26 protein-coding genes and 1 tRNA gene are annotated in these 23576 nt (G+C 58.4%); 10 read left to right on the top strand and 17 right to left on the bottom strand.

Annotated features, from left to right (window positions below):
* The coding region (locus ACTG4M_RS09850) for a pyridoxamine 5'-phosphate oxidase family protein (protein WP_439123477.1) at positions 1–216 on the bottom strand (216 nt) is incomplete at its 3' end.
* Between the two features lie 167 nt (positions 217–383).
* Between ACTG4M_RS09850 and fabI the strand changes: the two genes are divergently transcribed.
* The 6 genes from fabI (at position 384) to trpE (ending at position 7034) form a co-directional block, all read left to right on the top strand.
* Entirely contained in the window at positions 384–1190 is an 807-nt protein-coding gene (gene fabI, locus ACTG4M_RS09845) for an enoyl-ACP reductase FabI (protein ID WP_439123476.1), read from the top strand.
* 3 nt (positions 1191–1193) lie between these two features.
* Entirely contained in the window at positions 1194–1796 is a 603-nt protein-coding gene (locus ACTG4M_RS09840) for a LysE family translocator (protein ID WP_439123475.1), read from the top strand.
* Between the two features lie 19 nt (positions 1797–1815).
* On the top strand, positions 1816–2319 hold the full coding sequence (gene gpt / locus ACTG4M_RS09835) for a xanthine phosphoribosyltransferase (protein WP_439123474.1): 504 nt from the start codon (positions 1816–1818) through the stop codon (positions 2317–2319).
* A gap of 111 nt (positions 2320–2430) precedes the next feature.
* Positions 2431–3627 (top strand): aminotransferase, encoded by a 1197-nt coding sequence (locus tag ACTG4M_RS09830; protein ID WP_439123473.1) that lies wholly within the window; start codon positions 2431–2433, stop codon positions 3625–3627.
* A 42-nt stretch (positions 3628–3669) separates the two neighbouring features.
* On the top strand, positions 3670–5514 hold the full coding sequence (locus tag ACTG4M_RS09825; RefSeq protein WP_439123472.1) for a SurA N-terminal domain-containing protein: 1845 nt from the start codon (positions 3670–3672) through the stop codon (positions 5512–5514).
* 5 nt (positions 5515–5519) lie between these two features.
* The gene (trpE, locus tag ACTG4M_RS09820; RefSeq protein WP_439123471.1) at positions 5520–7034 is read left to right on the top strand and encodes an anthranilate synthase component I; all 1515 of its coding nucleotides are present in this window, start codon (positions 5520–5522) and stop codon (positions 7032–7034) included.
* Positions 7035–7167: 133 nt separating this feature from the next.
* On the opposite strand, the gene ACTG4M_RS09815 is transcribed toward trpE, so the two are convergent.
* Complete coding sequence (locus ACTG4M_RS09815) at positions 7168–7575, bottom strand: SufE family protein (RefSeq protein ID WP_439123470.1); 408 nt, start codon at positions 7573–7575, stop codon at positions 7168–7170.
* Positions 7576–7710: 135 nt separating this feature from the next.
* Here ACTG4M_RS09815 and ACTG4M_RS09810 point away from each other — a divergent pair, with 135 nt between their 5' ends.
* A complete protein-coding gene (locus ACTG4M_RS09810) occupies positions 7711–8226 on the top strand; it encodes a hypothetical protein (protein WP_439123469.1) in 516 nt (171 codons plus the stop codon).
* Positions 8227–8230: 4 nt separating this feature from the next.
* Here the strand turns inward: ACTG4M_RS09810 and rnd are convergent, their stop codons facing one another.
* The 3 genes from rnd to purM all read right to left on the bottom strand — a co-directional run bounded on the left by rnd (position 8231) and on the right by purM (position 11117).
* Positions 8231–9388, bottom strand: a complete 1158-nt coding sequence (gene rnd / locus ACTG4M_RS09805; protein ID WP_439123468.1) for a ribonuclease D — start codon at positions 9386–9388, stop codon at positions 8231–8233.
* 92 nt (positions 9389–9480) lie between these two features.
* The gene (gene purN / locus ACTG4M_RS09800; RefSeq protein ID WP_439123467.1) at positions 9481–10074 is read right to left on the bottom strand and encodes a phosphoribosylglycinamide formyltransferase; all 594 of its coding nucleotides are present in this window, start codon (positions 10072–10074) and stop codon (positions 9481–9483) included.
* Entirely contained in the window at positions 10071–11117 is a 1047-nt protein-coding gene (gene purM, locus ACTG4M_RS09795) for a phosphoribosylformylglycinamidine cyclo-ligase (protein ID WP_439123466.1), read from the bottom strand. The genes purN and purM overlap by 4 nt, the downstream gene beginning before the upstream one ends.
* 114 nt (positions 11118–11231) lie before the next feature.
* Here purM and ACTG4M_RS09790 point away from each other — a divergent pair.
* Positions 11232–11308 (top strand) — tRNA-Ile (locus tag ACTG4M_RS09790).
* 30 nt (positions 11309–11338) lie between these two features.
* Here the strand turns inward: ACTG4M_RS09790 and ACTG4M_RS09785 are convergent.
* Both ACTG4M_RS09785 and ACTG4M_RS09780 read right to left on the bottom strand, forming a co-directional pair.
* A complete protein-coding gene (locus ACTG4M_RS09785; RefSeq protein WP_439123465.1) occupies positions 11339–12058 on the bottom strand; it encodes a sirohydrochlorin chelatase in 720 nt (239 codons plus the stop codon).
* Positions 12059–12067: 9 nt separating this feature from the next.
* Positions 12068–12835 carry an SDR family NAD(P)-dependent oxidoreductase gene (locus ACTG4M_RS09780; RefSeq protein WP_439123464.1) on the bottom strand — a complete coding sequence of 256 codons (768 nt, stop codon included), beginning with the start codon at positions 12833–12835 and terminating at the stop codon, positions 12068–12070.
* A 138-nt stretch (positions 12836–12973) separates the two neighbouring features.
* On the opposite strand from ACTG4M_RS09780, the gene ACTG4M_RS09775 reads away from it, so the two are divergent.
* Positions 12974–13900: a lysophospholipid acyltransferase family protein gene (locus ACTG4M_RS09775; RefSeq protein WP_439123463.1), complete on the top strand. Its 927-nt coding sequence runs from the start codon at positions 12974–12976 to the stop codon at positions 13898–13900.
* Here the strand turns inward: ACTG4M_RS09775 and ACTG4M_RS09770 are convergent.
* Complete coding sequence (locus ACTG4M_RS09770; protein WP_439123462.1) at positions 13864–14562, bottom strand: DUF1223 domain-containing protein; 699 nt, start codon at positions 14560–14562, stop codon at positions 13864–13866. The two genes, ACTG4M_RS09775 and ACTG4M_RS09770, sit on opposite strands and share 37 nt — an antisense overlap.
* A 226-nt stretch (positions 14563–14788) precedes the next feature.
* On the opposite strand from ACTG4M_RS09770, the gene acnA reads away from it, so the two are divergent.
* A complete protein-coding gene (acnA, locus tag ACTG4M_RS09765; protein WP_439123461.1) occupies positions 14789–17578 on the top strand; it encodes an aconitate hydratase AcnA in 2790 nt (929 codons plus the stop codon).
* A gap of 88 nt (positions 17579–17666) precedes the next feature.
* Here the strand turns inward: acnA and ACTG4M_RS09760 are convergent, their stop codons facing one another.
* The 9 genes from ACTG4M_RS09760 to secF all read right to left on the bottom strand — a co-directional run bounded on the left by ACTG4M_RS09760 (position 17667) and on the right by secF (position 23576).
* Positions 17667–18209 (bottom strand): hypothetical protein, encoded by a 543-nt coding sequence (locus ACTG4M_RS09760; protein WP_439123460.1) that lies wholly within the window; start codon positions 18207–18209, stop codon positions 17667–17669.
* Between the two features lie 396 nt (positions 18210–18605).
* A complete protein-coding gene (locus tag ACTG4M_RS09755; RefSeq protein ID WP_439123459.1) occupies positions 18606–19145 on the bottom strand; it encodes a DsbE family thiol:disulfide interchange protein in 540 nt (179 codons plus the stop codon).
* Positions 19145–19294 carry a heme exporter protein CcmD gene (gene ccmD / locus ACTG4M_RS09750; RefSeq protein WP_439123458.1) on the bottom strand — a complete coding sequence of 50 codons (150 nt, stop codon included), beginning with the start codon at positions 19292–19294 and terminating at the stop codon, positions 19145–19147. The genes ACTG4M_RS09755 and ccmD overlap by 1 nt, the downstream gene beginning before the upstream one ends.
* Positions 19294–20022 carry a heme ABC transporter permease gene (locus tag ACTG4M_RS09745; RefSeq protein ID WP_439123457.1) on the bottom strand — a complete coding sequence of 243 codons (729 nt, stop codon included), beginning with the start codon at positions 20020–20022 and terminating at the stop codon, positions 19294–19296. Before ACTG4M_RS09745 ends, ccmD begins: the two co-directional genes overlap by 1 nt.
* Before the next feature lie 58 nt (positions 20023–20080).
* Positions 20081–20737, bottom strand: coding sequence for a heme exporter protein CcmB (ccmB, locus tag ACTG4M_RS09740; RefSeq protein WP_439123456.1), 657 nt, complete (start codon positions 20735–20737; stop codon positions 20081–20083).
* Entirely contained in the window at positions 20734–21348 is a 615-nt protein-coding gene (gene ccmA, locus ACTG4M_RS09735) for a heme ABC exporter ATP-binding protein CcmA (RefSeq protein WP_439123455.1), read from the bottom strand. Before ccmA ends, ccmB begins: the two co-directional genes overlap by 4 nt.
* Positions 21349–21482: 134 nt before the next feature.
* On the bottom strand, positions 21483–21842 hold the full coding sequence (locus tag ACTG4M_RS09730) for an Mth938-like domain-containing protein (protein WP_439123454.1): 360 nt from the start codon (positions 21840–21842) through the stop codon (positions 21483–21485).
* A gap of 14 nt (positions 21843–21856) precedes the next feature.
* The gene (locus ACTG4M_RS09725; protein ID WP_439123453.1) at positions 21857–22615 is read right to left on the bottom strand and encodes a TSUP family transporter; all 759 of its coding nucleotides are present in this window, start codon (positions 22613–22615) and stop codon (positions 21857–21859) included.
* A complete protein-coding gene (gene secF / locus ACTG4M_RS09720) occupies positions 22608–23576 on the bottom strand; it encodes a protein translocase subunit SecF (RefSeq protein ID WP_439123452.1) in 969 nt (322 codons plus the stop codon). The genes ACTG4M_RS09725 and secF overlap by 8 nt, the downstream gene beginning before the upstream one ends.

Genomic DNA, 23576 nt, shown 5'->3' with positions numbered 1-23576 from the left:
ACCCTTTCGACTGTCGTAATTCGTGTAAAAGACGAACGCGTCGTCTTCGATTTCTTTCAGCAGGACCATACGAACATTGGGCATGCCATTAGCATCCACCGTCGATAACGCGATGGCGTTCGGGTCATTGATCTCCGCGCCTTCGGCTTCGGAAAGCCAAGCGCGGGCTATGACGAACGGGTCGTCGCCCGCAAAGATCCCAGTGCGATCACTCATCGTACCCTCCTACGTGAAACAGCGCCCTATAAGAGAACCGGCGCCAATGTCCACAACTACGTCGTGTCACTTTTTACAATCAGCGGAAGAGCGCCAATCACAGCCTTGCCGGGCACGCATGCATCCCCTAAACGATGTGCAAACCGAACAAAAGAAGGCTTGGGACCATGAAAAGCGAAATTATGGCGGGAAAGCGCGGGCTTATCATGGGTCTCGCCAATGACAAATCCATCGCTTGGGGCATCGCCCGGGCACTCGGCGACGCGGGCGCACAGCTGGCCTTCTCGTATCAGGGGGATGCGCTAAAAAAACGTGTTGACCCGCTCGCCGCACAGCTTGGCTCGAACATCGTTTTGCCCTGTGACGTCAGCGACGAGGCGTCGATTGATTCGCTTTTTGATGGCCTGAAGACGCACTGGGACAACCTCGACTTTGTCGTGCATGCCATCGGGTTTTCCGACAAGTCAGAACTACGCGGGCGTTATGTCGACACCAGCCGCGACAATTTCATGATGACGATGGACATCTCGGTTTATTCTTTCACCTCTGTGATGCAGCGCGCCGAAAAGATAATGACCAATGGTGGTTCTGCTCTGACCATGACGTATTACGGCGCCGAACGGATCATGCCGCACTACAATGTCATGGGTGTAGCCAAGGCGGCGCTTGAATCCTCTGTGCGCTATCTGGCCGAAGACCTTGGCAAAGATGGTATCCGGGTGAACGCGATCTCGGCGGGGCCGATCAAAACGTTGGCCGCCTCCGGCATTGGCGATTTCCGCTACATTATGAAGTGGAACGAATATAACTCACCTCTCCGCCGCAATGTGACCATCGACGATGTGGGCAAGTCCGCGCTTTACCTGCTGTCCGACCTCGGCTCGGGCGTGACTGGCGAAACACATCACGTCGATGCGGGCTATCACGTTGTCGGCATGAAAGCGGTGGACGCACCGGACATGAGCAAAGAGTAACACATGACCACGGCGCAGGCCCTCGCGTTCAACCTCACGCTGCTGGCCGCCATGGCGGCGCCTGGCCCGGCACTGCTCTATGCGCTGCGCCAGTCGGTTGCGGGCGGGTTCTGGGCCGGTGTCGCCACAGGTGCGGGCCTTGGCCTGATGGCCGCCCTCTGGACGGGTGCAGCCCTCCTTGGTCTTAACGCTGTCTTTGCGCTGGTGCCTTGGGCGTATATCGCGTTGAAAACCGCAGGTGCCTTGTATCTGTTGTGGGTCGCCGCCCAACTTTGGCGCAGCGCCCATAGCCCCGTTTCGGACAGCGCGCATCCTGGCGCGAAAGCGTTCTTTGGCGGGCTGCTGGTCAACCTCGCCAATCCGAAATCGGTGTTCTTTGCTAGCGCAGTCCTCGTGGTGATCTTTCCGCCTGACTTGAGCCTCGCCGCCAAAGCGCTGATCGTCGCCAATCACTTTGCCGTCGAACTCATCGTCTACACACTCTTCGCTGCCTGCCTGTCCAGCGGCCCTGCCCGCGCCGGATATCTGCGGCTGAAACCCATCATCGACCGCGCCGCTGCACTGATCCTTGGTGCGCTTGGCCTGCGCCTGCTGTTCGGCCGCTGATCCAAAAAAGGAGCCTACAATGACCGACCGCTTGCCCCACGAAAAAGGCTTCCATGTCAGCTGGGACCAACTGCACCGTGACGCCCGTGCGCTTGCATGGCGGCTCCAAGGTGAAGGCCCAGACGAAGGTGGCTGGCGCGCCGTGGTCGCCATTACCCGTGGCGGCATGGCCCCCGCGATGATCGTGGCCCGCGAGCTCGACATCCGCATGGTCGATACAATCAGCGTCAAAAGCTACAACCACCAAACCCAAGCCGAACCCAAGGTGATTAAATCCCCCGATATGGACGTGGTAGGTGATGGCACCGGCGTGTTGGTGGTGGATGATCTGGTTGACACCGGCAAAACGCTTGAAGTGGTCCGCAAACACATGCCCAAAGCGCACATCGCCACAGTTTACGCCAAACCAATGGGCCGTCCGCAAGTGAACACCTTCATCACAGAAGTCAGCCAAGACACATGGATCTTCTTTCCATGGGACATGGCTCTGCAATATGTCGAACCTTACCGCGGCAAAGACTAACCACGCTGCTTTAGACTCCGAAACCCTCGGGATGAGGCCACAAGCTGAAGGGCAGCGCCCCAGAAATCCAATAATACAGCGCGCCGCAGGCGCTCAACGGGATCAACCGGTATGACCTCTCGCACTCAAACCACATATGCGCCTCCAGTGATGGAGGCCCGTCGTTGGCTCCAAGGTGTGACATTCCCGGACAACCAGCCCCTGATCAACGTGAGTCAGGCTGCCCCGGTCGAACCGCCGCCCGCGCCCTTGCGCGCGGCGATGGCCGAGGCGTTGGAGCTGCCCGAGACACATCTCTACGGGCCAGTTCTGGGCCTGCCAGCTCTGCGTGAGGAACTGGCCGCACAATGGTCAAAGCATTACCACGGCATGGCGCGCCCCGATCAGGTCGCCATTACCTCAGGCTGCAATCAGGCTTTTGCAGCCACCATCGCCGCCCTGTGCAATGAAGGGGATGAGGTCATCCTGCCGACCCCGTGGTATTTCAACCACAAAATGTGGCTCGACATGTCGGGCGTGACAGCCGTTGCGCTGCCCACAGGCGCTGACCTGATACCGGATGTTACAGCCGCCTGGGCCGTGATCTCACCCAAGACCCGCGCCATCGCGCTGGTCACACCAAACAATCCCGGCGGTGTCGAATACCCGGCTGAAACCCTGACCGCCTTTCGCGATCTTGCCCGCGAAACAGGCATCAAGCTGATCGTTGATGAGACCTATCGCGATTTCGACAGCCGCCCCAATCCGCCGCACAGCCTGCTGGCCGATCCCAACTGGGACGACACGCTGATCCAGCTCTACTCCTTTTCCAAGGCCTACCGCCTCACAGGTCATCGCGTCGGCGCGATCATCGCTGCGCCCACACTTCTGGCGGAGATCGAAAAGTTTCTCGATACTGTCGCCATCTGCCCATCACAACTTGGTCAGCGCGCAGCCCTTTGGGGGTTACAGAACCTTGGCGATTGGCTCGCAGGCGAACGCAATGAAATCCTAGATCGGCGCGCGGCCATCCATGACCACATGCCGCTGATCGAAACCAAGGGGTGGCGGCTCATGGGCTGTGGCGCATATTTTGCCTATCTTGAACACCCGTTTGCCGAAAGCAGCGCCACCCTGGCCCCAAAACTGGTGCAAGAAATCGGAGTGCTTGCCCTGCCCGGCACCATGTTCACCCCCACCAATGACACCAGCGGGCAGCGCCAATTCCGTGTCGCTTTCGCCAATGTCGACCGTGCCGGTATCGAGGCGCTCTTTACACGTCTCGCAAGCCTAGACTGGCCCCTTGCGACCCCTGCCCCCGCCGCGTAGACACATCGCACGAAATCGCAACCAAGCAAGGGGCACACCCGCATGGCCATGGGCAAAGGCAAGCTGTCGAAGACCTTCATCTGGATCCTGATGGGGCTTCTCATCATAGGCCTCGCAGGCTTCGGCGCGACCAGTCTTTCAGGCACCGCGCGCAGCGTTGCCACGGTTGGCGACAAAGAGGTCTCAACCGACGCGTATCTGCGAAACCTCCGGACCGAGATCAACGCCTTTGCCGCTCAAGCGGGCCGCGCGATCCCCATGTCCGAGGCACAGATGATGGGCCTTGATCGTCAGGTCTTGGCAAAGCTGATCACGGCGCGTGGATTGGACAACGAAGCGGCCCGTATCGGCCTGTCCGTCGGCGACGAGGTTGTCGCCGAACAACTACTTCAGGTGCCCTCGTTCCAAAGCGCCGATGGCGGATTCAATCGCGAAGCCTACAGCTTTGCACTGCGCAATCAGGGCCTGTCCGAATCCGAATTCGAGGAACAGCTGCGCGACGACACCGCGCGCACCGTTCTGCAAAGCGCACTGATCGCGGGCAACACCCTGCCGGACACCTATATCGACACGCTCTTGTCATATACCGGCGAAAGCCGCGATTTCACATGGGCCCGCCTGACCGGATCGAACCTGCAAACCGGCCTGCCGGAACCGTCCGATGCAGATCTGCAGGCCTATTATGACGATAACATCGACAACTATACCCTGCCCGAACTACGCGACATCACGTATGCTTGGATCACCCCCGCCATGATCGTCGACACGGTCGAGGTTGATGAAGATGCCCTGCGCGCGTCTTATGACGAACGATTTGACGAATTCAACCTGCCCGAACGCCGCCTTGTCGAACGCCTTGTGTTCAGCACTGAGAACGCCGCGACCGAGGCACTGAACCGGCTGGGTGATGAGTTTTCTTTCGAAGACCTCGTGGCTGAACGTGGCTTGGCGATGACCGATGTTGATATGGGTGACGTGACCCGTGACACGCTAGAAGAGGCTGCCGACGGTGTGTTTGCAGCTGAAACGGGCGACGTGGTTGGACCACTTCCCTCGAACCTCGGCCCGGCGCTATATCGCATCAATGCCGTGCTTGATGAACAAACCACGTCGTTCGAGGACGCCCGTCCCGACCTGCGCGGCGAACTGGCGCTCGATCGCGCCCGCCGCGTGATCGAAACGCTGGCCCAATCGATTGACGACGAACTCGCAGCAGGTGCGACGCTCGAAGAAATTGCCGATACCACCGAAGCCCAGCTTGGCCAGATCGACTGGTTCCCCGGATCCGATGGCGACATTGCTGCTTATGACGCTTTCCGTCAGGCTGCCGGTGACCTCGGTGAAGGCGACTTTCCCGAAGTCATGCAGCTTGGCGATGGCGGTGTGTTCGCCATGCGTCTCAACCGTATCCAGCCCCCTGCTCCGCAACCAATTGAAGATGTAATCGACCGCGTCCGTCAGGGCTGGGACACCCGCGAACAAACTGCCCAGTTGATGGTTCAAGCCGAAGACATCGCTGCATCGCTGGCAAACGGCGCAACCTTCGAAGAACTGGGGCTTGCACCGCAAACGGAAACCGAGCTGGGCCGCAACGCGCAAATCGCCGACCTGAGTCCGAATCTTCTGACCGCCGTATTTGAGATGGGCATCGACGACACACGGGCCGTGGCCGGTGTGGGCGACGTGATCCTGCTGCGTCTTGACGGCATCAACCCGGTAGATCGCAGTGATGGCGATGTCGAAATGCTGGCGGCCGCGCTGCGCAATCAGGCCTCCAACAGTATCGCAGAAGACCTCTTCCGTGCCTTTGCCACCGATGTGCAGCTGCGCGCCGGGGTCGAGATCAATCAACCGGCCATCAACGCCGTTCACGCATTCATCCAGTAAATCACATGGCCACCCTGACCCCAGATTTCGACAGCTTTGCCCGTGCTTACCAGGCCGGCCAAAACCAGGTTGTATATGCCCGCCTCGCCGCCGACCTCGACACGCCAGTGTCGCTGATGCTGAAACTTACCGGTGCAGCCAAAGACGCATTCGTGCTCGAAAGTGTCACCGGCGGCGAAGTACGCGGGCGCTATTCGATCATTGGCATGAAGCCGGATGTAATCTGGCAATGTCACGGACAGCAGAGCCGCATCAACCGCGCCGCCCGCTATGATCCCGAGGCGTTCGAGACCCAGTCAGATGATCCGCTTACCACACTCCGCGCATTGATTGCCGAATCAAAGATCGACCTGCCTGCCGACCTGCCCCAATCCGCGGCGGGACTATTCGGCTATCTCGGCTACGACATGATCCGTTTGGTGGAGCATCTGCCCGATATAAACCCCGATCCTTTGGGCCTGCCCGATGCGGTGATGATGCGCCCCTCGGTGGTTGCCGTTCTGGACGGGGTCAAAGGCGAAGTGACCGTGGTGTCGCCCGCATGGGTCAATGACGGCCTCACTGCACGTGCAGCCTACGCTCAGGCCGCCGAACGCGTGATGGACGCGGTGCGCGACCTTGAACGCGCCCTGCCGCAACAGGCCCGCGAAATGGGTGATGCCGCAGACATCGCTCCCCCTGTGTCAAACTTCACTCATGACGGTTACAAACAGGCGGTCGAAAAGGCCAAGGACTACATCCGCGCAGGTGACATCTTTCAGGTCGTCCCGGCACAGCGCTGGACACAGGATTTCCCTCTTCCGCCTTTTGCGCTTTACCGTTCGCTGCGCCGCACGAACCCGTCGCCCTTCATGTTCTATTTCAACTTCGGCGGTTTTCAGGTCATCGGGGCCAGCCCCGAAATCCTCGTCCGCGTCTTTGGCGACGAAGTGACTATCCGGCCCATTGCAGGCACCCGCCCAAGGGGCGCAACCCCCGCTGAAGATGACGCGTTCGAGGCCGATCTGCTGAATGATCCAAAGGAATGCGCCGAACACCTCATGTTGCTCGATCTGGGCCGCAACGACGTCGGCCGTGTCGCCAAAATCGGCACCGTGCGCCCGACCGAGAAATTCATCATCGAACGCTACAGCCACGTCATGCACATCGTCTCCAACGTGATCGGGGACTTAAGCCCGGAACATGACGCGCTGTCCGCGCTACTGGCTGGTTTGCCCGCAGGCACCGTTTCCGGTGCACCCAAAGTGCGCGCGATGGAAATCATTGACGAATTGGAACCGGAAAAGCGCGGCATATATGGCGGCGGTGTCGGCTATTTTAGCGCCGGGGGCGACATGGACATGTGTATCGCTCTGCGCACCGCGCTGGTGAAGGACAAAAAGCTCTACATTCAGGCTGGCGGCGGTGTGGTCTATGACAGCGATCCCGAAGCCGAATACCAAGAAACCGTTCACAAATCGAATGCCATCCGCCGCGCCGCAGCCGACGCCGCAAGGTTTACCGGCAACGGGAACGACTAAGTCCGGCTTCTCTGGGTCCAAAATACCTCGGGGGAGGCCGCCAAGGGCGGACTGGGGCAGCGCCCCCAAATCGCGTGACAGACCGCAGGGATGTCACGCTCAAACCTACACGCCGCAGGCGTTCATCCTGACTTCAAGACGCGCCTGCAAACCCTTGCAAACGCTCGATCATTGCGCGAAGCCCATTCGATCTTTGCGCCGACAAATGATCATTCAATCCCAGCCGGCCCAATTCGGCCCGTGCGTCGATCGCCACAACTTCAGAGGGCGGCAATCCGTTATACAGCTTGCGAAGTACCGCAATAAGCCCGTTGACGATCATTGCATCCGACTCGCCTTCAAAGTGTACTACGTCGCCGTCGATTTGCGGATGTAGCCAGACCTGGCTTGCGCAGCCATCAACCTTGGTTGCCGGCACTTTCAACGCATCGGGCAACGGCTCCATCGCCTTACCCAGTTCAATCACCATGCGGTAGCGGTCTTCCCAATCGTCCAGAAACTCAAAATCCTCGACAATTTCTTCAAAAGCGGCGCTCGCCATGGAGGTCTCCCGGTCTGTGACTGTGCTCTGCGAACACCTAGGCAGACATACACCAAACGTCCAGCCCGGGCTTGACGCTTTTCAACGGCTGCGCAATCGGTTACGTCGAAAGGGCTACAGGCAAAGGGACCGACCATGCGCAAACCCGTGACGCTTTTGATCCTTGCAACCGTCGCGCTGACAGGCTGCGCCACGATTAACGAGTCGCGGTTCAATCCGCTGAACTGGTTCGGGTCCAGCCAACCTGACCCGGCAGCCCTTGATGTTGCCAATGCCGAAGTGAACCCGCTGATCCCGCGCCGTCGAATCTCGTTCTTTCGCAACAACCAGCCCGAAGCATTTGCCGGTCAACCCATTGCTGAAATCACAGAGCTTCTGGTTGAACGCCGCCCCGGTGGCGCGATCATCCGCGCTACAGGTCAGGCCAGCCGTATTGGTCCATTTGATGTGCGCCTTATGGGCGACGAGGCCGCAAGCGCCGATGGTGTTCTGGTATTCGACCTAAAGGCCCTGCAGCAGCCCGGCCCGCGCAGCACCAATCCACGTGCACGTCAGGTCACTGTGGGCCTCTGGATCACAGATCAAGACTTGCGCGGCGTACGCACGATTACCGTGCGAGGTGCCAACAACGCACGCAGCGTGAGACGCTGAACGCCTATAGTTCGATGATCTGAACTTGCTTGCCCTTCGCGGCAAGCCCCACGCGCCCGTCGCACAAACGTAGCGCATCATCGCCGAACACTTCACGTCGCCACCCCTGCAATGCGGGCACATTACGCTCCCCCGATGCCAAAGCATCCAGTTCGGCTGATGTCGCGATCAGCTTTGAAGCCACACCCGAGCTTTCCGTCTTGGCCTTGAGCAAAACACGCAACAGGTCCGCCAGCGCGGGATTCACCTGTGGTGACTGCCGTGCCATGTCTTGTGACGGCAGTTGGTCCTTGGGCATGCTTTGGGCGCGATGCACCGCCGCCAGAATGCCGTTCGCAATTTCGCCCTTGCGCGCCTCCCGCAAGAGCAGCCGTGATCGGCCCAAATCGGCCATGTCACCGGGTTTGGTCGATGCCAATTCGACAAGCGCATCATCTTTGTACACCCGGCTGCGCGGCACGTTGCGCTCTTGCGCATAGCTCTCGCGGAAACGGGCCAGTTCCTTGACCAGCGCCAAAAAGCGCGGCGCGTTTGACCGCGTTTTGACCCGCATCCATGCATCTTCTGGACGCGTCACATAGGTTTCCGGCGCCAGCAACGTCGCGATCTCTTCCTCGACCCAGCGGTCACGACCCGTTTCCGCCAGCTTCTGGCGCAAGAATTCGTAAATCACCCGTAAATGGGTCACATCCGCCAAGGCATAGGCTTTCTGACTGTCTGACAGGGGGCGCCGCGACCAGTCTGTAAACCGCGAGGATTTATCCAGAGATTGCTTGGCAATCTTACGCACAAGAGTCTCGTAGCCGACCTGTTCGCCAAACCCAGCAACCATCGCGGCCACTTGGCTGTCGAACAAAGGATGCGGTATAACTCCATGATCGATATAGAAAATCTCAAGATCCTGACGCGCTGCGTGGAACACTTTGACCACGTCGGGATTGCGAAACAGGTCCAGCAGTGGCTCTAGCGACAGCCCCTCGACCAACGGATCGACCAGCGCTGCATCAGTTTCACCGTCGCCGCGAAACGCCAGTTGGATCAGACACAGTTTCGAATAATAGGTGCGTTCTCGAAGGAATTCCGTATCGACGGTGACATAAGGCGTCTTTGCAGCGCGTTCGCAGAAAGCAGCCAAGTCGGTCGTGGTCGTGATGATGTGCATAATTCGGGTCGTTCGTTATTTTTTTGAGTGCTGCACCCCAGCACGGGTATAGACCAAAAGCCAAGCTTTGCCTAGCGTCAGGGCCTCTGCCATCAGGGCAGGTCGATCCGTTCGCGGATGCCAGCCGCAAAACGGCGCAGCACGAGCGGGTAGAGTTTGTGTTCCTTGACCAGCACACGCGCAGCCAGATCATCGGACGTATCGCCCCGCAAAATCGGGACCTGCGCTTGTCCCAGCACCTGACCACCGTCCAGCTCGGCCGTCACTTCGTGCACCGAACATCCCGCTTCAGCATCGCCCGCGTCAATCGCGCGTTGATGTGTGTGCAGGCCTTTATATTTTGGCAGCAAGGAGGGATGAATGTTCAACATCTTGCCCTGCCAGCGCATCACGAACCCTTCGGTCAACACCCGCATGAACCCCGCAAGACAGATGATATCGGGATGCGCCTGATCCAACACCCTGTTTAACGCATCCTCGAACGCCGGACGGTCCGATCCAAAGGGCCGGTGATCCACCACAGCAGTCGCAATGCCGCGCGCTTTGGCCTTTTCCAATCCGCCCGCATCAGCGCGATTGGACATAACCAGAACCGGCCGCGCCGGGTGATCGCCAGTCATGTCTTCGACCAGCGACACCATGTTAGAGCCGCCACCCGAGATCAGGATCGCAACCCGTTTGGTCAAAGCAGCGCGCCCGTGTAGGCCACGCCTGCCGTACCGGTCACATTGCCGATCTTGGACACCGACTCACCTGCCTCTTCTAAAATACCAGTCACGGCTGCGGCCTGATCTGGTGCGACGACAAGGATCATTCCGATCCCACAATTAAACGTCTTGAGCAGTTCTGCCTCGGCCATGCCGCCGGTTTGCGCCAGCCATTGGAACACTGGCGGCAAATCCCATGCCGACAGGTCGATCTGCGCGCCCAACCCATCGGGCAAAACCCGCGGCAGGTTTTCGGTCAGACCACCCCCGGTGATATGGGCCAAGGCATGCACGCCACCCGCTTGCACTGCCGCAAGCGCCTGTTTCACATAAAGCCGCGTCGGCGCCAGCAGAGCGGCCCCAAGAGACCCTTCATCCCACGGGCAGTCGGCGTCCCAGCCGAGGCCGGACACCTCAACCAGTTTGCGGACAAGACTATAGCCGTTGGAATGCACACCGTCCGAGGCCAGCCCCAGCAGCACGTCGCCTTCGGCCACGCCCGACGGCAAGTCCGTGCCCCGCTCCATCGCGCCCACGGCAAAGCCTGCAAGGTCAAAATCACCCGCCGGGTACATGCCCGGCATCTCGGCCGTTTCGCCACCGATCAGCGCGCAGCCCGACCGTGCGCAGCCTTCGGCGATGCCTTCGATCACCCGCGCCGCTGTATCGGTATCAAGCTTGCCTGTCGCGAAGTAATCGAGGAAAAACAAAGGCTCTGCACCCTGACAGACCAGATCGTTCACGCACATCGCCACAAGGTCGATACCCACGCCATCCACATGGCCCGTATCAATCGCGATCCGCAGCTTGGTGCCAACACCATCGGTCGCCGCCACGAGCACCGGATCGGTGAAGCCTGCGCTTTTCAGATCGAACAAAGCGCCAAAACCACCCAGCCCCGACATGACACCGGGTCGCGCCGTGCGCTTGGCCGCAGGTTTGATACGCTCCACCAGAGCATTCCCTGCGTCGATATCCACACCCGCATCAGCGTAGGTGATGCCGTTCTTGCCGTCTGTCATTCCGCACCCTCCGAAGGTCGCGCGTGCCTTAGCGCAGCGACGAACACGAGTCCATCATCCGTGTGCTGCACCTCTTGACGCGCCCCGGTTGTCTGGTACTGAAACACACATGGCGGGCCTGTAGCTCAATTGGTTAGAGCAGAGCGCTCATAACGCTTTGGTTGCGGGTTCAAGTCCTGCCGGGCCTACCATATTTTACCGTTTGGTAAAAAACGCCATCCTCAGAAAACGCATTTGGACACATCCGGCGTCGTCGCCCGCCAGCGCAGGGCGTCTGCAATCATCTTCGGCACGTCAGGATGCAGACCGATTGGATCCAAAACGATGCCTTGGAATCCAGACGCCGCGACCGCCGCGGGCAGATCGTCCAGCACATGGCCCCGCTTGGCTGCAAAAAACGGTAAGCAGATGGCATTTGTCCCAAGACCGGAAAGCACGTCGGTCAGTGACGGCTCTTCCTCGACAAAGCCACAGCGAACCGACCGGGGACCGAAATCCTCGGCCACCTTTTCGGCAAAGGCGCGGGTGGCCTCGGACACGCGGCGGGATTTTCCGGAGCCATGTCCAGCTATGATCAGATCCGTAGCGTACGGTTCGAACCCTTGATCCGTACAGACCTGCCGCAGCCAGTTGGCGGCGAGCATTGGCAAGGTGCAATCCAAACCGAAGCTCACCAGTTGTGGCCCCACGCCGTCGGCCAACCGTTTGGGCAGTTGCACCTGCGTGAACCAGCCATCTGCCATGAACATCGGATAGATCAGCGCGCCGGGACGGTCGGCAGACAGCGCTTCGATCCGCCCCTCTGCGGCCAGCGTCACGCCTTCGACCCGTGCCTCGGGCAGATGTGCTGTAACGGCAGCGGCAAGGGCTGCGATCTCTGCTTCACCCACGTCGGGATCAGAGGGTTGGCCGTGACTGACGATGAGAGCGTCGAACTGCATGCCCTGCCCTTAGCGCGGCGCCATGCGGATGGCTCCATCCAATCGGATCACTTCGCCATTGAGCATCTGATTCTCGACAATATGGCGCACAAGCCGCGCATATTCAGATGGTCCCCCCAAACGCGACGGAAACGGCACCTGTGCGCCAAGGCTATCCTGCACCTCTTGCGGCAGACCTTCCAGCATCGGTGTCTTAAACAGCCCCGGTGCAATGGCACAAACACGGATACCCAGCTGCGCCAGATCGCGGGCCATGGGCAGGGTCATTCCGACCACACCGCCTTTTGACGCGGCATAGGCAACCTGCCCCACCTGCCCTTCAAACGCCGCCACAGAGGCCGTGTTGATGATCACGCCGCGCGATCCGTCGTCATCGAGAGGGTCATTCCCAGCCATCATCGCCGCCGCTTGCGACGCCACATTGAATGTCCCGATCAGGTTGACGTTGATCGTGTTCACAAAGGTCAGAGGATCATGCGGCGCGCCTTTGGACACGGTTTTTGCAGCGGGCGCGATCCCGGCGCAATTAATGGCTATGTGTATAGCTGGATGGCGCTTTTTCACGTCACCCAAGGCCGCAGCGACGCTTGTCGGGTCACTCACATCGGCTTTGACAAAAAGGCCCCCTAGGTCATTGGCCAGTGCGGTGCCAGCGTCAGCGTTCATGTCCAAGATCACCAACTGTGCTCCTGCCCCGGCCAACGCAGTCGCTGCTGCAGCCCCCAACCCGGACGCGCCGCCGCTTACCACGGCCACGGTTTTGTCGGTGATATTCATGTCCCGCTCCCTTGAATGTTGCGCCGTTTCTAGGGTGGTTTCCAAGCCCGTTGCAACGGGCTTTGACACGCGATTTCGAAATCGCGTATCAAGCGCCTTCGAAGGCGGTTGATCGCCATCCCCACAAACAGGTTTCCTTTGGCCAAGTCGAAGACGCGCAAACACACCCCCGGTGGCTGGCAGGACTGGGCGACCGACCGCGTGTTGCGCGGCGCGATCTGGTGTGCGTTGCGCCTGCCGATCCGGGCGCGTCTGTGGTTGATGGGGCGTCTGGTCCGCCACGTTGTGGCCCCGTTGGCAGGCTACCGTGAACGAGCGATGAACAATCTGGCGCATGTCTGGCCTGACATGGGTGTGCTCGACCGCCGCCGCCTTGCGGATCTGGTGGCCGACAACGCCGGGCGTACGATGATCGACAATTACGACGTGAAAGGCCTGATGCGCCGTATGGCCAAGGCCGAAATTTCGGGCGACGGTTTGGCAGCCGTAGAACAGGCACAGGCCGAGGGGCGTCCGGTTCTGTTCGTTACCGGTCATTTCGGAAATTTCGAGGCGCCCCGGGCCGCGCTTGTGGCCAGAGGCTACCGGATCGGCGGGCTCTACCGCCCCATGTCCAACCCGTTCTTTAACGCACATTACGCCGCCAACATGCACGCCCTGTCGGATCCGGTGTTCGAACAAGGGCGTCGCGGCACGATGGGGTTGATCAAGCATATCCGCGAAGGCGGCATGGGCGTGCTGTTGTTTGATGTCTATGACAGCGCCGGCACACCTATCGACTTTATGGGGCAACCTGCCCCAACCTTGACGTCAGCGGCAGATATCGCGCTGAAAACAGGCGCAGTGATGGTGCCGTTCTTTGGCGTCCGCAAAGCAGATGGGATAAGTTTTGACGTGGTCTTCGAAGACCCCGTGCCGCATGGCGATCCTGTCGAGATGATGCGCGATGCAACCTCAAGGCTCGAGGCGCGGATTCGGGAACATCCAGACCAGTGGTTTTGGATACACCGCCGCTGGAAACCGAGACGTCAGCGCAAACGGGCGGCTGCGAAAATCGGGCCGTGACCCTTTTGCTGAACCAGCACGACAATCGGAGCAGAGCCTGAGATCGGTACTGATGCTTTCAGCGGGCTGCGGCCATTCCAATCCCCGACATCTGACCATTCTGTCACGATATGGGTGTAGTTCAGCTTTTTACCGGCATTTTCACCGCGCGGAATGCTGACTGATTCCGACGGGCTATAGCGGATCACAAACACATCCGCAGCGGACATGCCGTTCACTGCGGGGGCAGAAATCAGCAAAGTACTGCCATTGCGGTGCAGATCCAACGCGACCGGCAGCCCCTTTTTGGCATGGGCCTGCACCATGTCGCTTACATCCATCGGACGGTTACCAACCACATCTTCCGCGCCGTTCACCACCATTTGCGGCGTATAGATCGACCGGTTGCCGAACGACCGCGCGTAGCCTTTTTGGCGTTTGGTAAATGCGGAATGCGCGAACTTGTCTTTCCAGCCAATGTAATCCCAGTAGTCAACATGCAGCGCCAGCGCGATGATGTTGTCGCGTTCCCCCAGACGGGCCAACATTTCGTCGGCAGGTGGGCAAGATGAACAGCCTTGCGACGTGAACAGTTCGACCACAACCGGTGTGTCATCGGCGTGTGAAGCTGTTGCGTTTACACTGATCACAAGTGCCGCCACGAGAGCCAGAAGCCTGTTCATTCCTAGGATGTCCTATGCTTGAGTGTCATCGGAACACTTAGCTACACCGGACTGAAATAACCAATCAAGGTTTTGCGATAGCGCGCGATGACGGCGCGATGGTCTGGCTGCGATCCAGTTGTGCACAATAGTATACCAAAATCGTCGCACCCCCCTTGATCGACTCCGTAGCATCAGGCAAAGAGCAGACAGAATTCCACGCTTTATTGCTTCAAGGAGCCCTGTCATGCCCATTACAGTTGGTCAGGACACCGCCAAGACCCGTAAATCCCTTACGGTCAACGGCCAGTCCATCGCGTATTATTCGATCCCTGCGGCCGAGGCGGCAGGATTGGGTACTTTCTCCAGTCTTCCGGCCTGTCTCAAGGTAGTGCTCGAAAACATGCTGCGTTTTGAGGATGGCAAGACTGTCACCGTCGACGACATCAAGGCATTCTCCGACTGGGCCAAGAATGGCGGCAAAGGTGAGGTCGAACTGGCCTACCGCCCTGCGCGCGTTCTGATGCAGGACTTCACTGGCGTGCCAGCCGTGGTCGATCTGGCCGCAATGCGCGACGGGATTGTGGCGCTTGGCGGTGATCCCGAAAAGATCAACCCTCTGAATCCGGTGGATCTGGTCATCGACCACTCTGTCATGATCGACGAATTCGGCAACCCGCGCGCGTTCCAGATGAACGTTGACCGCGAATACGAACGCAACATGGAGCGGTACACGTTCCTTAAGTGGGGCCAGAACGCGTTCAACAACTTCCGCGTTGTGCCCCCCGGCACCGGCATCTGCCACCAGGTGAACCTTGAATACCTGGCGCAGACCGTTTGGACCGATGCGGACCAGAATGGCGAACAGGTCGCCTACCCCGATACGCTGGTCGGCACAGACAGCCACACCACCATGGTCAACGGTGCTGCCGTTCTGGGTTGGGGTGTTGGCGGGATTGAGGCTGAGGCCGCGATGCTGGGTCAGCCGATCTCAATGCTCATCCCCGAAGTCGTCGGGTTCGAGCTGACAGGCGAGATGATGGAAGGCACCACCGGCACCGACCTTGTTCTTAAGGTTGTGGAAATGCTGCGAGAACGCGGTGTGGTCGGCAAATTTGTCGAATTCTATGGCAAGGGCCTCGACACGCTGCCACTGGCAGATCGTGCGACTATCGCCAACATGGCGCCGGAATACGGCGCGACATGTGGCTTCTTCCCGATCGACGATGAAACCCTGCGCTATCTCAAGACCACAGGCCGCGACATGGATCGCATTGCACTGGTCGAAGCCTATGCCAAGGAAAATGGCTTCTGGCGTGGTGCGGATTACGCACCGGTATACACCGACACGCTGCATCTGGATATGGGCACCATCGTGCCTGCGATCTCGGGGCCAAAGCGTCCGCAGGATTATATTGCGCTCACATCGGCAGGCACCGCGTTTGGTGACTACGTCAAAGGCATTCGTTCCGGCAACGACGCCAGCCCAAAAGAAGAGATCCGATGGGAAGGCGAAGGCGGTGCGCCCGAACCGACCGACATTCCGGGTGACGAAGGCCACCACAAGCGGGGCTATGTCGCCACCGAGGACGGTCATTATCAGCTGCATGACGGGTCGGTCGTGATCGCGTCGATCACATCGTGCACCAACACATCGAACCCCTACGTGATGATCGGTGCTGGTCTGGTGGCCCGCAAAGCCCGGGAAAAAGGTCTAACGCGCAAGCCTTGGGTCAAGACATCACTGGCCCCGGGATCGCAGGTCGTTTCGGCCTATCTGGAGGCGGCAAACCTTCAGGAAGACCTCGACGCCATCGGCTTCAACCTGGTCGGTTATGGCTGCACCACGTGTATCGGCAACTCCGGCCCGCTGGCTGATGAGATCAGCAAGTGCATCAACGACAATGATCTGATCGCAACATCGGTCCTGTCGGGCAACCGCAACTTCGAAGGCCGGATTTCCCCGGACGTGCGCGCAAACTACCTTGCGTCCCCTCCCCTCGTGGTGGCCTATGCGCTGGTGGGTGATATGAACGTGGACATCGCGAAGGAACCACTTGGTCAAGATCAGGACGGCAACGACGTCTACCTCAAGGACATCTGGCCGACCTCGAAAGAAGTGGCAGAACTGGTCGAACAGACCGTCACTCGCGAAGCGTTCCAGTCCAAATATGCCGACGTCTTCAAAGGCGACGAGAAATGGCAAGGTGTGGAAACCACCGACGCCAAGACCTACAACTGGCCACCGACGTCGACCTACGTTCAGAACCCGCCTTATTTCCAGGGCATCACTATGGACACCAAAAAGATCGAGAACATCGAAGGCGCCAAGGTTCTGGCGCTCTTGGGCGACATGATCACCACAGACCACATCAGTCCGGCCGGATCGTTCAAAGACACCACACCTGCAGGTCAGTATCTGATTGAACGTCAGGTGCCTGTCCGCGAGTTCAACTCTTATGGGTCGCGTCGTGGTAATCACGAGATCATGATGCGCGGCACCTTTGCCAACATCCGCATCAAGAACGAGATGCTCGATGGCGTCGAGGGTGGCTACACCAAAGGCCCGAACGGCGGTGAAACGTCGATCTTTGACGCCGCTATGGCCTATCAAGAGGCGGGCGTCCCGCTCGTGGTCTTCGGTGGCGAACAATACGGCGCGGGTTCATCCCGTGACTGGGCTGCCAAAGGCACGGCGCTCTTGGGTGTGAAAGCCGTGATCGCTGAAAGCTTTGAACGTATCCACCGTTCCAACCTCGTTGGCATGGGTGTGATCCCGTTCGAATTCACAGGCGGTGACACCCGCAAATCCCTGAACCTTGCAGGCGATGAAACAGTGGCGATCCACGGCCTCGATACAATCACGCCGCTGGCCGAGGTGCCTTGCACCATTACTTATGCAGACGGATCCGAGAAGATGATCACGCTCAAATGCCGGATCGATACCGGGATCGAGATTGAATACATCGAAAACGGTGGCGTGTTGCATTACGTTCTGCGCGATCTGGCCGGTCGCGACGTGGTCGCTGCCGAGTAAGGCCTGGCCCCTTCGGTCAGCCGACATAAAAACCAAATCGGTGCGCCATTGGCGCGCCGTTTTTGCGGAAAAGCTACATTTCGGAACGTCAGTCCGGAACCGGGATGCAAGCACCACCTTCGACCTGCAGGGATGGGTTTTGGCCCCGCCAGCTGATCTCTCCATCAGGACCGAAGCACAGGATTTCCCCCTCAAAACTGGTCATCATGTCATAGGGTACATCGCTGGCGCGATCGCATTGTTTTTCCGTTGGAGCCACAACGTACCCGCCGATCCCAAGCGCCATTGCGGCGCAAAAAACATTGCCTTTGTGCCCTTTGGCCACCAAACAATCCGGCAACCAGATTTTTTGAACCAGACCACCCAATTGATTGAACAGATACACGTTTTCAACAGAGAACCCTTGCCCGAGCTGCAATCGACCAGCGGTTCCGTGACAGCTCAGAACAAGGTTCTTAAGCCGCCCCCTACGTGCGCTGCGGGCGACTTCTCCAATCCACTCGACGATATGTTCCGGCGACTCGGTCGTTGCGATATCCCATGTGTTCCACATCTGGAACCTGCGAGAGCGCGTGCCATCACTGACGCGAGGATCGTTCACGGCCATATTGGGCCTAGGCAGACGATACATAATAAATTCTCCGCTAAATGAACTTTAAAATGCAAAAAAGAGCTTTGGTTTGCACCCGCTCGGAGATGAAAACATCCACAAGCTATAGTTTATTAGACGTATCAGCGTGTCCAGTTTTTTCCAGATGCCCTAAAACTGGGCACGCTAAGCAAGTTTTCGCAGAAAAATGAAAAAGATATTCAAAATTTGGTTCAAGTTGTCGCATGTGACAGCTTTACCTCTACAAAATTCCAACGAATAGCCCACATAGCTGTTGAACAGGCATACATAAACCGGCGAGTTGAACCATGAAGCTCTTAACGATTATTCAGACTGCAGCTTTGCTTTTAATCGCAGGCGCAAGCGTTTTTGCAGGTGTTCCAGACGCTGGACCGTTGCTGATTCCGTAACAAACGATCAGTCAGCCAGCGCTTGCTCAAGCGCTGGAACAAAGCGCTGTTCATAGTCCGAACCAACCAATGGGCCGGCAAACCGAAACAGCACAGTGCCGTCCCCATCAATGATAAACGTCTCGGGCGGTGCGGTCACACCCCAGTCAATCGACGTACGTCCTGCGGGATCGAAAGGTACAGCGGCAAACGGATTTCCGTCCTCAGTAAGATACTGACTCGCATTTGCCTCTTGATCGCGGATGTTTACCCCAACGATCTGCATCCCCTCGGCCTGCATCTCAAGCAGCTTGGGATGCTCTATCCGGCATGGCGGACACCAACTGGCCCAAAAGTTCACCAAGGTGACCTCACCTGTCTCGAGCATGTCAGGCGTGAACGGCGCAAACCCGGGGAGCGCTGTTTCGGTGATTGGCGGTGCGGGTTGGCCGATGCGGGTTGAGGGCAAACCCTGCGGGTCTTCTCGGAACATACCCACATAAGCCAGCACCGCAAATGCGCCGAAAATCACCGGCGGCAAGACCATCAAAGGTGAGATTTTGGCCATCAGGTGCCTCGTCGATTTTCAACGTCGTCCAACACCGATTTGACCTTACGGGCTCGACGCAGGCTAAGCACCACAATGGCGACCAAGAGCACGATCGTCACACCGTAAGAGCTTAGCACCTCAAACGCATATTTCCCAAGATCAGGCATCAGGCTTGCCCTTCGCGCGCCAACAGGGCCCGAGTCCGACGTGCTCGGATTTCCGTCTGGGTGCGCAGAAACACCAGCGCGATGAACAGCAGCACGAACCCAGCGATACAGACCAGAAGCGGAAACCAGAAGACATCCGAAATATTCTCTTCTTTATCGAGACTTAGCGTCGCCCCTTGATGTAGACCTTGATTCCAGAAATTGACCGCATACCGGCTGAGGATCGCAAAAACAGAGCCTACGAGACACAAAATTGACGTCAGGTCTGCAGCCGTGTCGTCATTCTCGATCGCTTCCCACAACGCCATATAACCCAGATAGAACAGGAACAGGATCAGGAACGAGGTCAGGCGTGGATCCCACGCCCACCATGTGCCCCACATCGGCTGCCCCCAGAAAGCGCCAGTCGCCAACGCAATCAACGTCATGACGGCCCCTACAGGCGCTGCGGCGCGCGCGGCCAGTGCCGAAACATGGTGCCGCCGCACGATCCAGATCAAGGACGCCACCAGCATCATCAGCCACGCGTTGATCGCCATCAGTGCCGAAGGCACATGGATGTAGATGATCTTGACGGTTGAACCCTGCCGGAAGTCATTCGGGGTAAAGAAAAACCCCCAGACCAGACCGACACATAACGCTCCGATGGCGAGCGCCCATATCCACGGCAACACCTTATCGGTGGTGCGGATGAATTTCACAGGATTTGCGTATTCCCACAATGACATGGCTTTGACGTAGGCGGTTTTTAAGCCGCCTTCAATTCAAAAAATCGCATGGGACGCGTTACCGCAGATTGATCCGCAGCACGGCGGCGCTGGCAAAGGGCAAAAGCGCGATAACGCCAAAGCTGATTCCCGCTAAGAGTAACAGCGGAGCCTGCACAGTCAGCCCTTCCGCACCACGCCGCGCCACCTCGGCGCCAAAAATCAGTGTCGGTACGTAAAGCGGTAAAACCAGGAGCGACATCAACAATCCTCCACGCTTCAGACCCACGGTCAGTGCTGCACCAAAGGTGCCGATCACGCTAAGCGCAGGCGTGCCAACGGCAAGGCTGATCACGACCCACTGATAGGCCGGGATCGGCAGGCTGAGCAGCACGCCAAGCACGGGCGCAGCCAGCACCAACGGCAATCCTGTGGTGAGCCAATGCGCAAAGGCTTTGACCGTGACGATCCCCTCCATCGGCAGCGGTGCAGTCGCCAAAAGGTCAAGCGAGCCGTCCTCCCAATCCAACGCAAGAATACGGTCTAACGACAACAAACACGCCAATAGCGCGCCAATCCACAAAATGCCCGGCGCGATGCGGGACAACAATGCTGTCTCGGGCCCGACGCCAAATGGCACAAGCACTGTGACGATCAGAAAGAACGCGAGCCCTAGGCCAAAGCCACCACCCGCACGGATGGCAAGCATCAGATCCCGCAGCAAAAGCGCCCTCACAAGAACGCCTCATCCATCTGACGCGTGCGTGGTTTGGCTTTGAATGGCGTAAGATCGAGCACGCGCGCCTCTTCCAGCCCAAGATCGATATGGGTTGCCATCAGCGCGCTGCCCCCGGAGCGTAAATGCCCGCGCACGGCATCGGCAAAGAGCGCCACAGACGCGGTATCGAGCGAGACTGTCGGTTCATCCAGCACCCAGATCGGACGTCCGGTCACCATCAGGCGCGCCAATCCAAGCCGCCGTTTCTGCCCGGCAGATAAAGTGCCCGCCATGCGGCCCCGTAATTCGGTAAGGTCGAACGCAATCATGGCAGGTTCGATGTCGGTCACACCGAAAACAGACGCCCAAAAGCGCAGGTTTTCTGTCACACTCAGCATCGCCTTAAGGCCATCGGAATGGCCGGCATAGGCGATTTGGTCTTCCGCGCCAGTGACGCTCCCAATCTCGGGCGGCTGCAATCCCGCAACACTGCGCAAGAGCGTGGTTTTCCCGACACCATTAGGGCCACGCAATACCAGCGCTTCGCCCTCTGCCAAGTCGAAAGACACATCTTCGAGGATCGCAAGGCCACCGCGTGTTACAGCGAGATCGCGTACAGTCAAAATCATAGGTTTGGCTTAGACCAAGGGGACGGTTGGCAAAAGCGCGAAAGTGTCGCTCTGCAGATTTCGGATTGGAGGCCGCAGCTTTCCATCAACGGAGTGTAGCGCTGCGTCAACGCATCTTATCACGCACGAAACGATCAAACTCCGACAGGCAAAAGCGCCAAGGCCACACGACGCCCCTCGGACAAAAGCACGTTATACGTCCGGCACGCCGCAGGCGAGCTCATGACTTCAACGCCAAAACCCCGCGCCTCAAGCGCGTCACGCAAACCGCCCGGGATATGGGCGATGTCATCGCCTGTGCCGATGAATAAAACATCCACCTCGCACTCGAGCGCCAGCAGACTGTCGATATCATCATACCCGCCCCAGCTTTGCTTGCCCTTGTATCCGGTCACCAACGGCGCCGCATGCTTTGTACCACCAATGCGAAAAAAGCCCGGGCCATAGCCCTCGACCGGCTCTGCATCGGTATAGACCACTTCGTTCAAACGCATGTCCGCCTCTTTCCTCAGAGTGTCTCCCAGAGCGGCACGCCTGCCAGCGTTGCCATCCCGATAATTGCATAAGCCACAACCCGATAAAACCGTTCCCTCTCGGGACGAAACAAAGCCTGCCCGACCATCGCGCCAAAGCCGTAGGGAACCAACAGAACAAAACCAAGCGCCACAGCAGGCCCGGTCAAAACACCTTGTAAAGCCAACAAGGGCAGCATCAGCAGGCTGGTCACAGTCAAGAACACAACCGTGGTGGCGCGAGTGGTGGCGATACTGTCCCGCCCAGCGAGTTGAAACAAAACCATGATCGGCCCCGTCAATCCGCTTAAACCACCGATAAAACCAGCTGCTCCACCAATCGCAATCCGCGTTCCCGTCGTCGGCTCGACCCGGTAACGCCAGCCTGCGATCAGCGCGACCAACGTAATCGAACACACAGCGACAACCACCCAGCGGATCGCGGTCACATCGGCGACGCGCAGCACCCAGATTCCGAACGACGCAGCCAAGGTCGCGGAAATGATCAAGATCGTGACCGCTTTGCGGTTCACCAATGGCAGAGCTTTAGGAAACACTGTAACCAAGGAAGACATCGCCGATACCGCAAACGTGGCAATGGCAACGACAGGTGCAATAAAAATCACCGCAACCGGCATATACACCAATGCGGCACCAAACCCGGCAAACCCGTAGACGATGCCCGCAACAATGGTGATCAGAACCAGCCAGATCAAGCCGGGTGTCGCCAAAGCCGCAAGTAGCGCATCAAGCATCCACGTTCGAGAATTGGTTCCCCGTTGTATCGGTCGGCTTGGTCCAGTCGCGTTTGACGCCCAGCCACAAAAGGATCGCCGAGGCAACAAAGATCGACGAATACGTCCCAACGATCACGCCCCAGATCATCGCGAACACAAAGCCCCGGATCACGTCACCACCCAGCACAAACAGCGCAACAAGCGCAAGAAGCGTGGTTGCAGAGGTCATAAAGGTTCGGCTGAGTGTTTCGTTGATCGAGATGTTCAACACCTCTTTGAGGTCTTTTTTCTTGTATTTGATCAGGTTCTCGCGGACTCGGTCAAACACCACCACTGTGTCGTTCAAGGAATAGCCCACGATCGTCAGAAGCGCCGCGATGATGGCGAGATCGAACTTGATCTGAAGCTCTGAAAAGATCCCGATGGTCAAGATCACGTCGTGCACAAGTGCCGCAACAGCACCAAGTGCAAATTGCCATTCAAACCGCAGCCAAATGTAGATCAAAACCGCACCAATTGCCAAGACCACCGCAATCGCAGCTGTCTGGATCAACTCGCCGGACACTTTCGGACCAACGGATTCGACAGAGACAAATTTGATGTCTGGCACAACTTCGACCAAGGCCGCCTCGACCTGATCGATCACCGCAACGCTGACCGCCTCTTCACCATCTTGTGCCTGAATACGGACCATCGCCACGTTCTGCTCCGGCCCAAAGGTTGGGTCGAACACCTCGGAAATCGTGATGTCCCCCAATCCCAATGCGCCGATGGCATCACGGTATTGCCCCACATCCACCGGTTGTGTGCTTTCTGTCCGGATCGTCGTGCCACCGCGGAAGTCGATGCCGTAGTTCAAACCCTGCAACAGGAACGACCCAAATGACAGCGCCATTAGAAAGGCGGAGATTCCAAACCACAGCTTCCAGCGATTGAAGAAATCGAAGTTCGTGTTGGCTTTGACCAGTCGCAAGCGCAT

Source organism: Marivita sp., assembly GCF_965656765.1.
Taxonomy (GTDB): Bacteria; Pseudomonadota; Alphaproteobacteria; order Rhodobacterales; family Rhodobacteraceae; genus Marivita.
The sequence above is the reverse complement of the archived record's forward strand: the minus strand, read 5'-3'. Positions and strand labels throughout refer to the sequence as shown.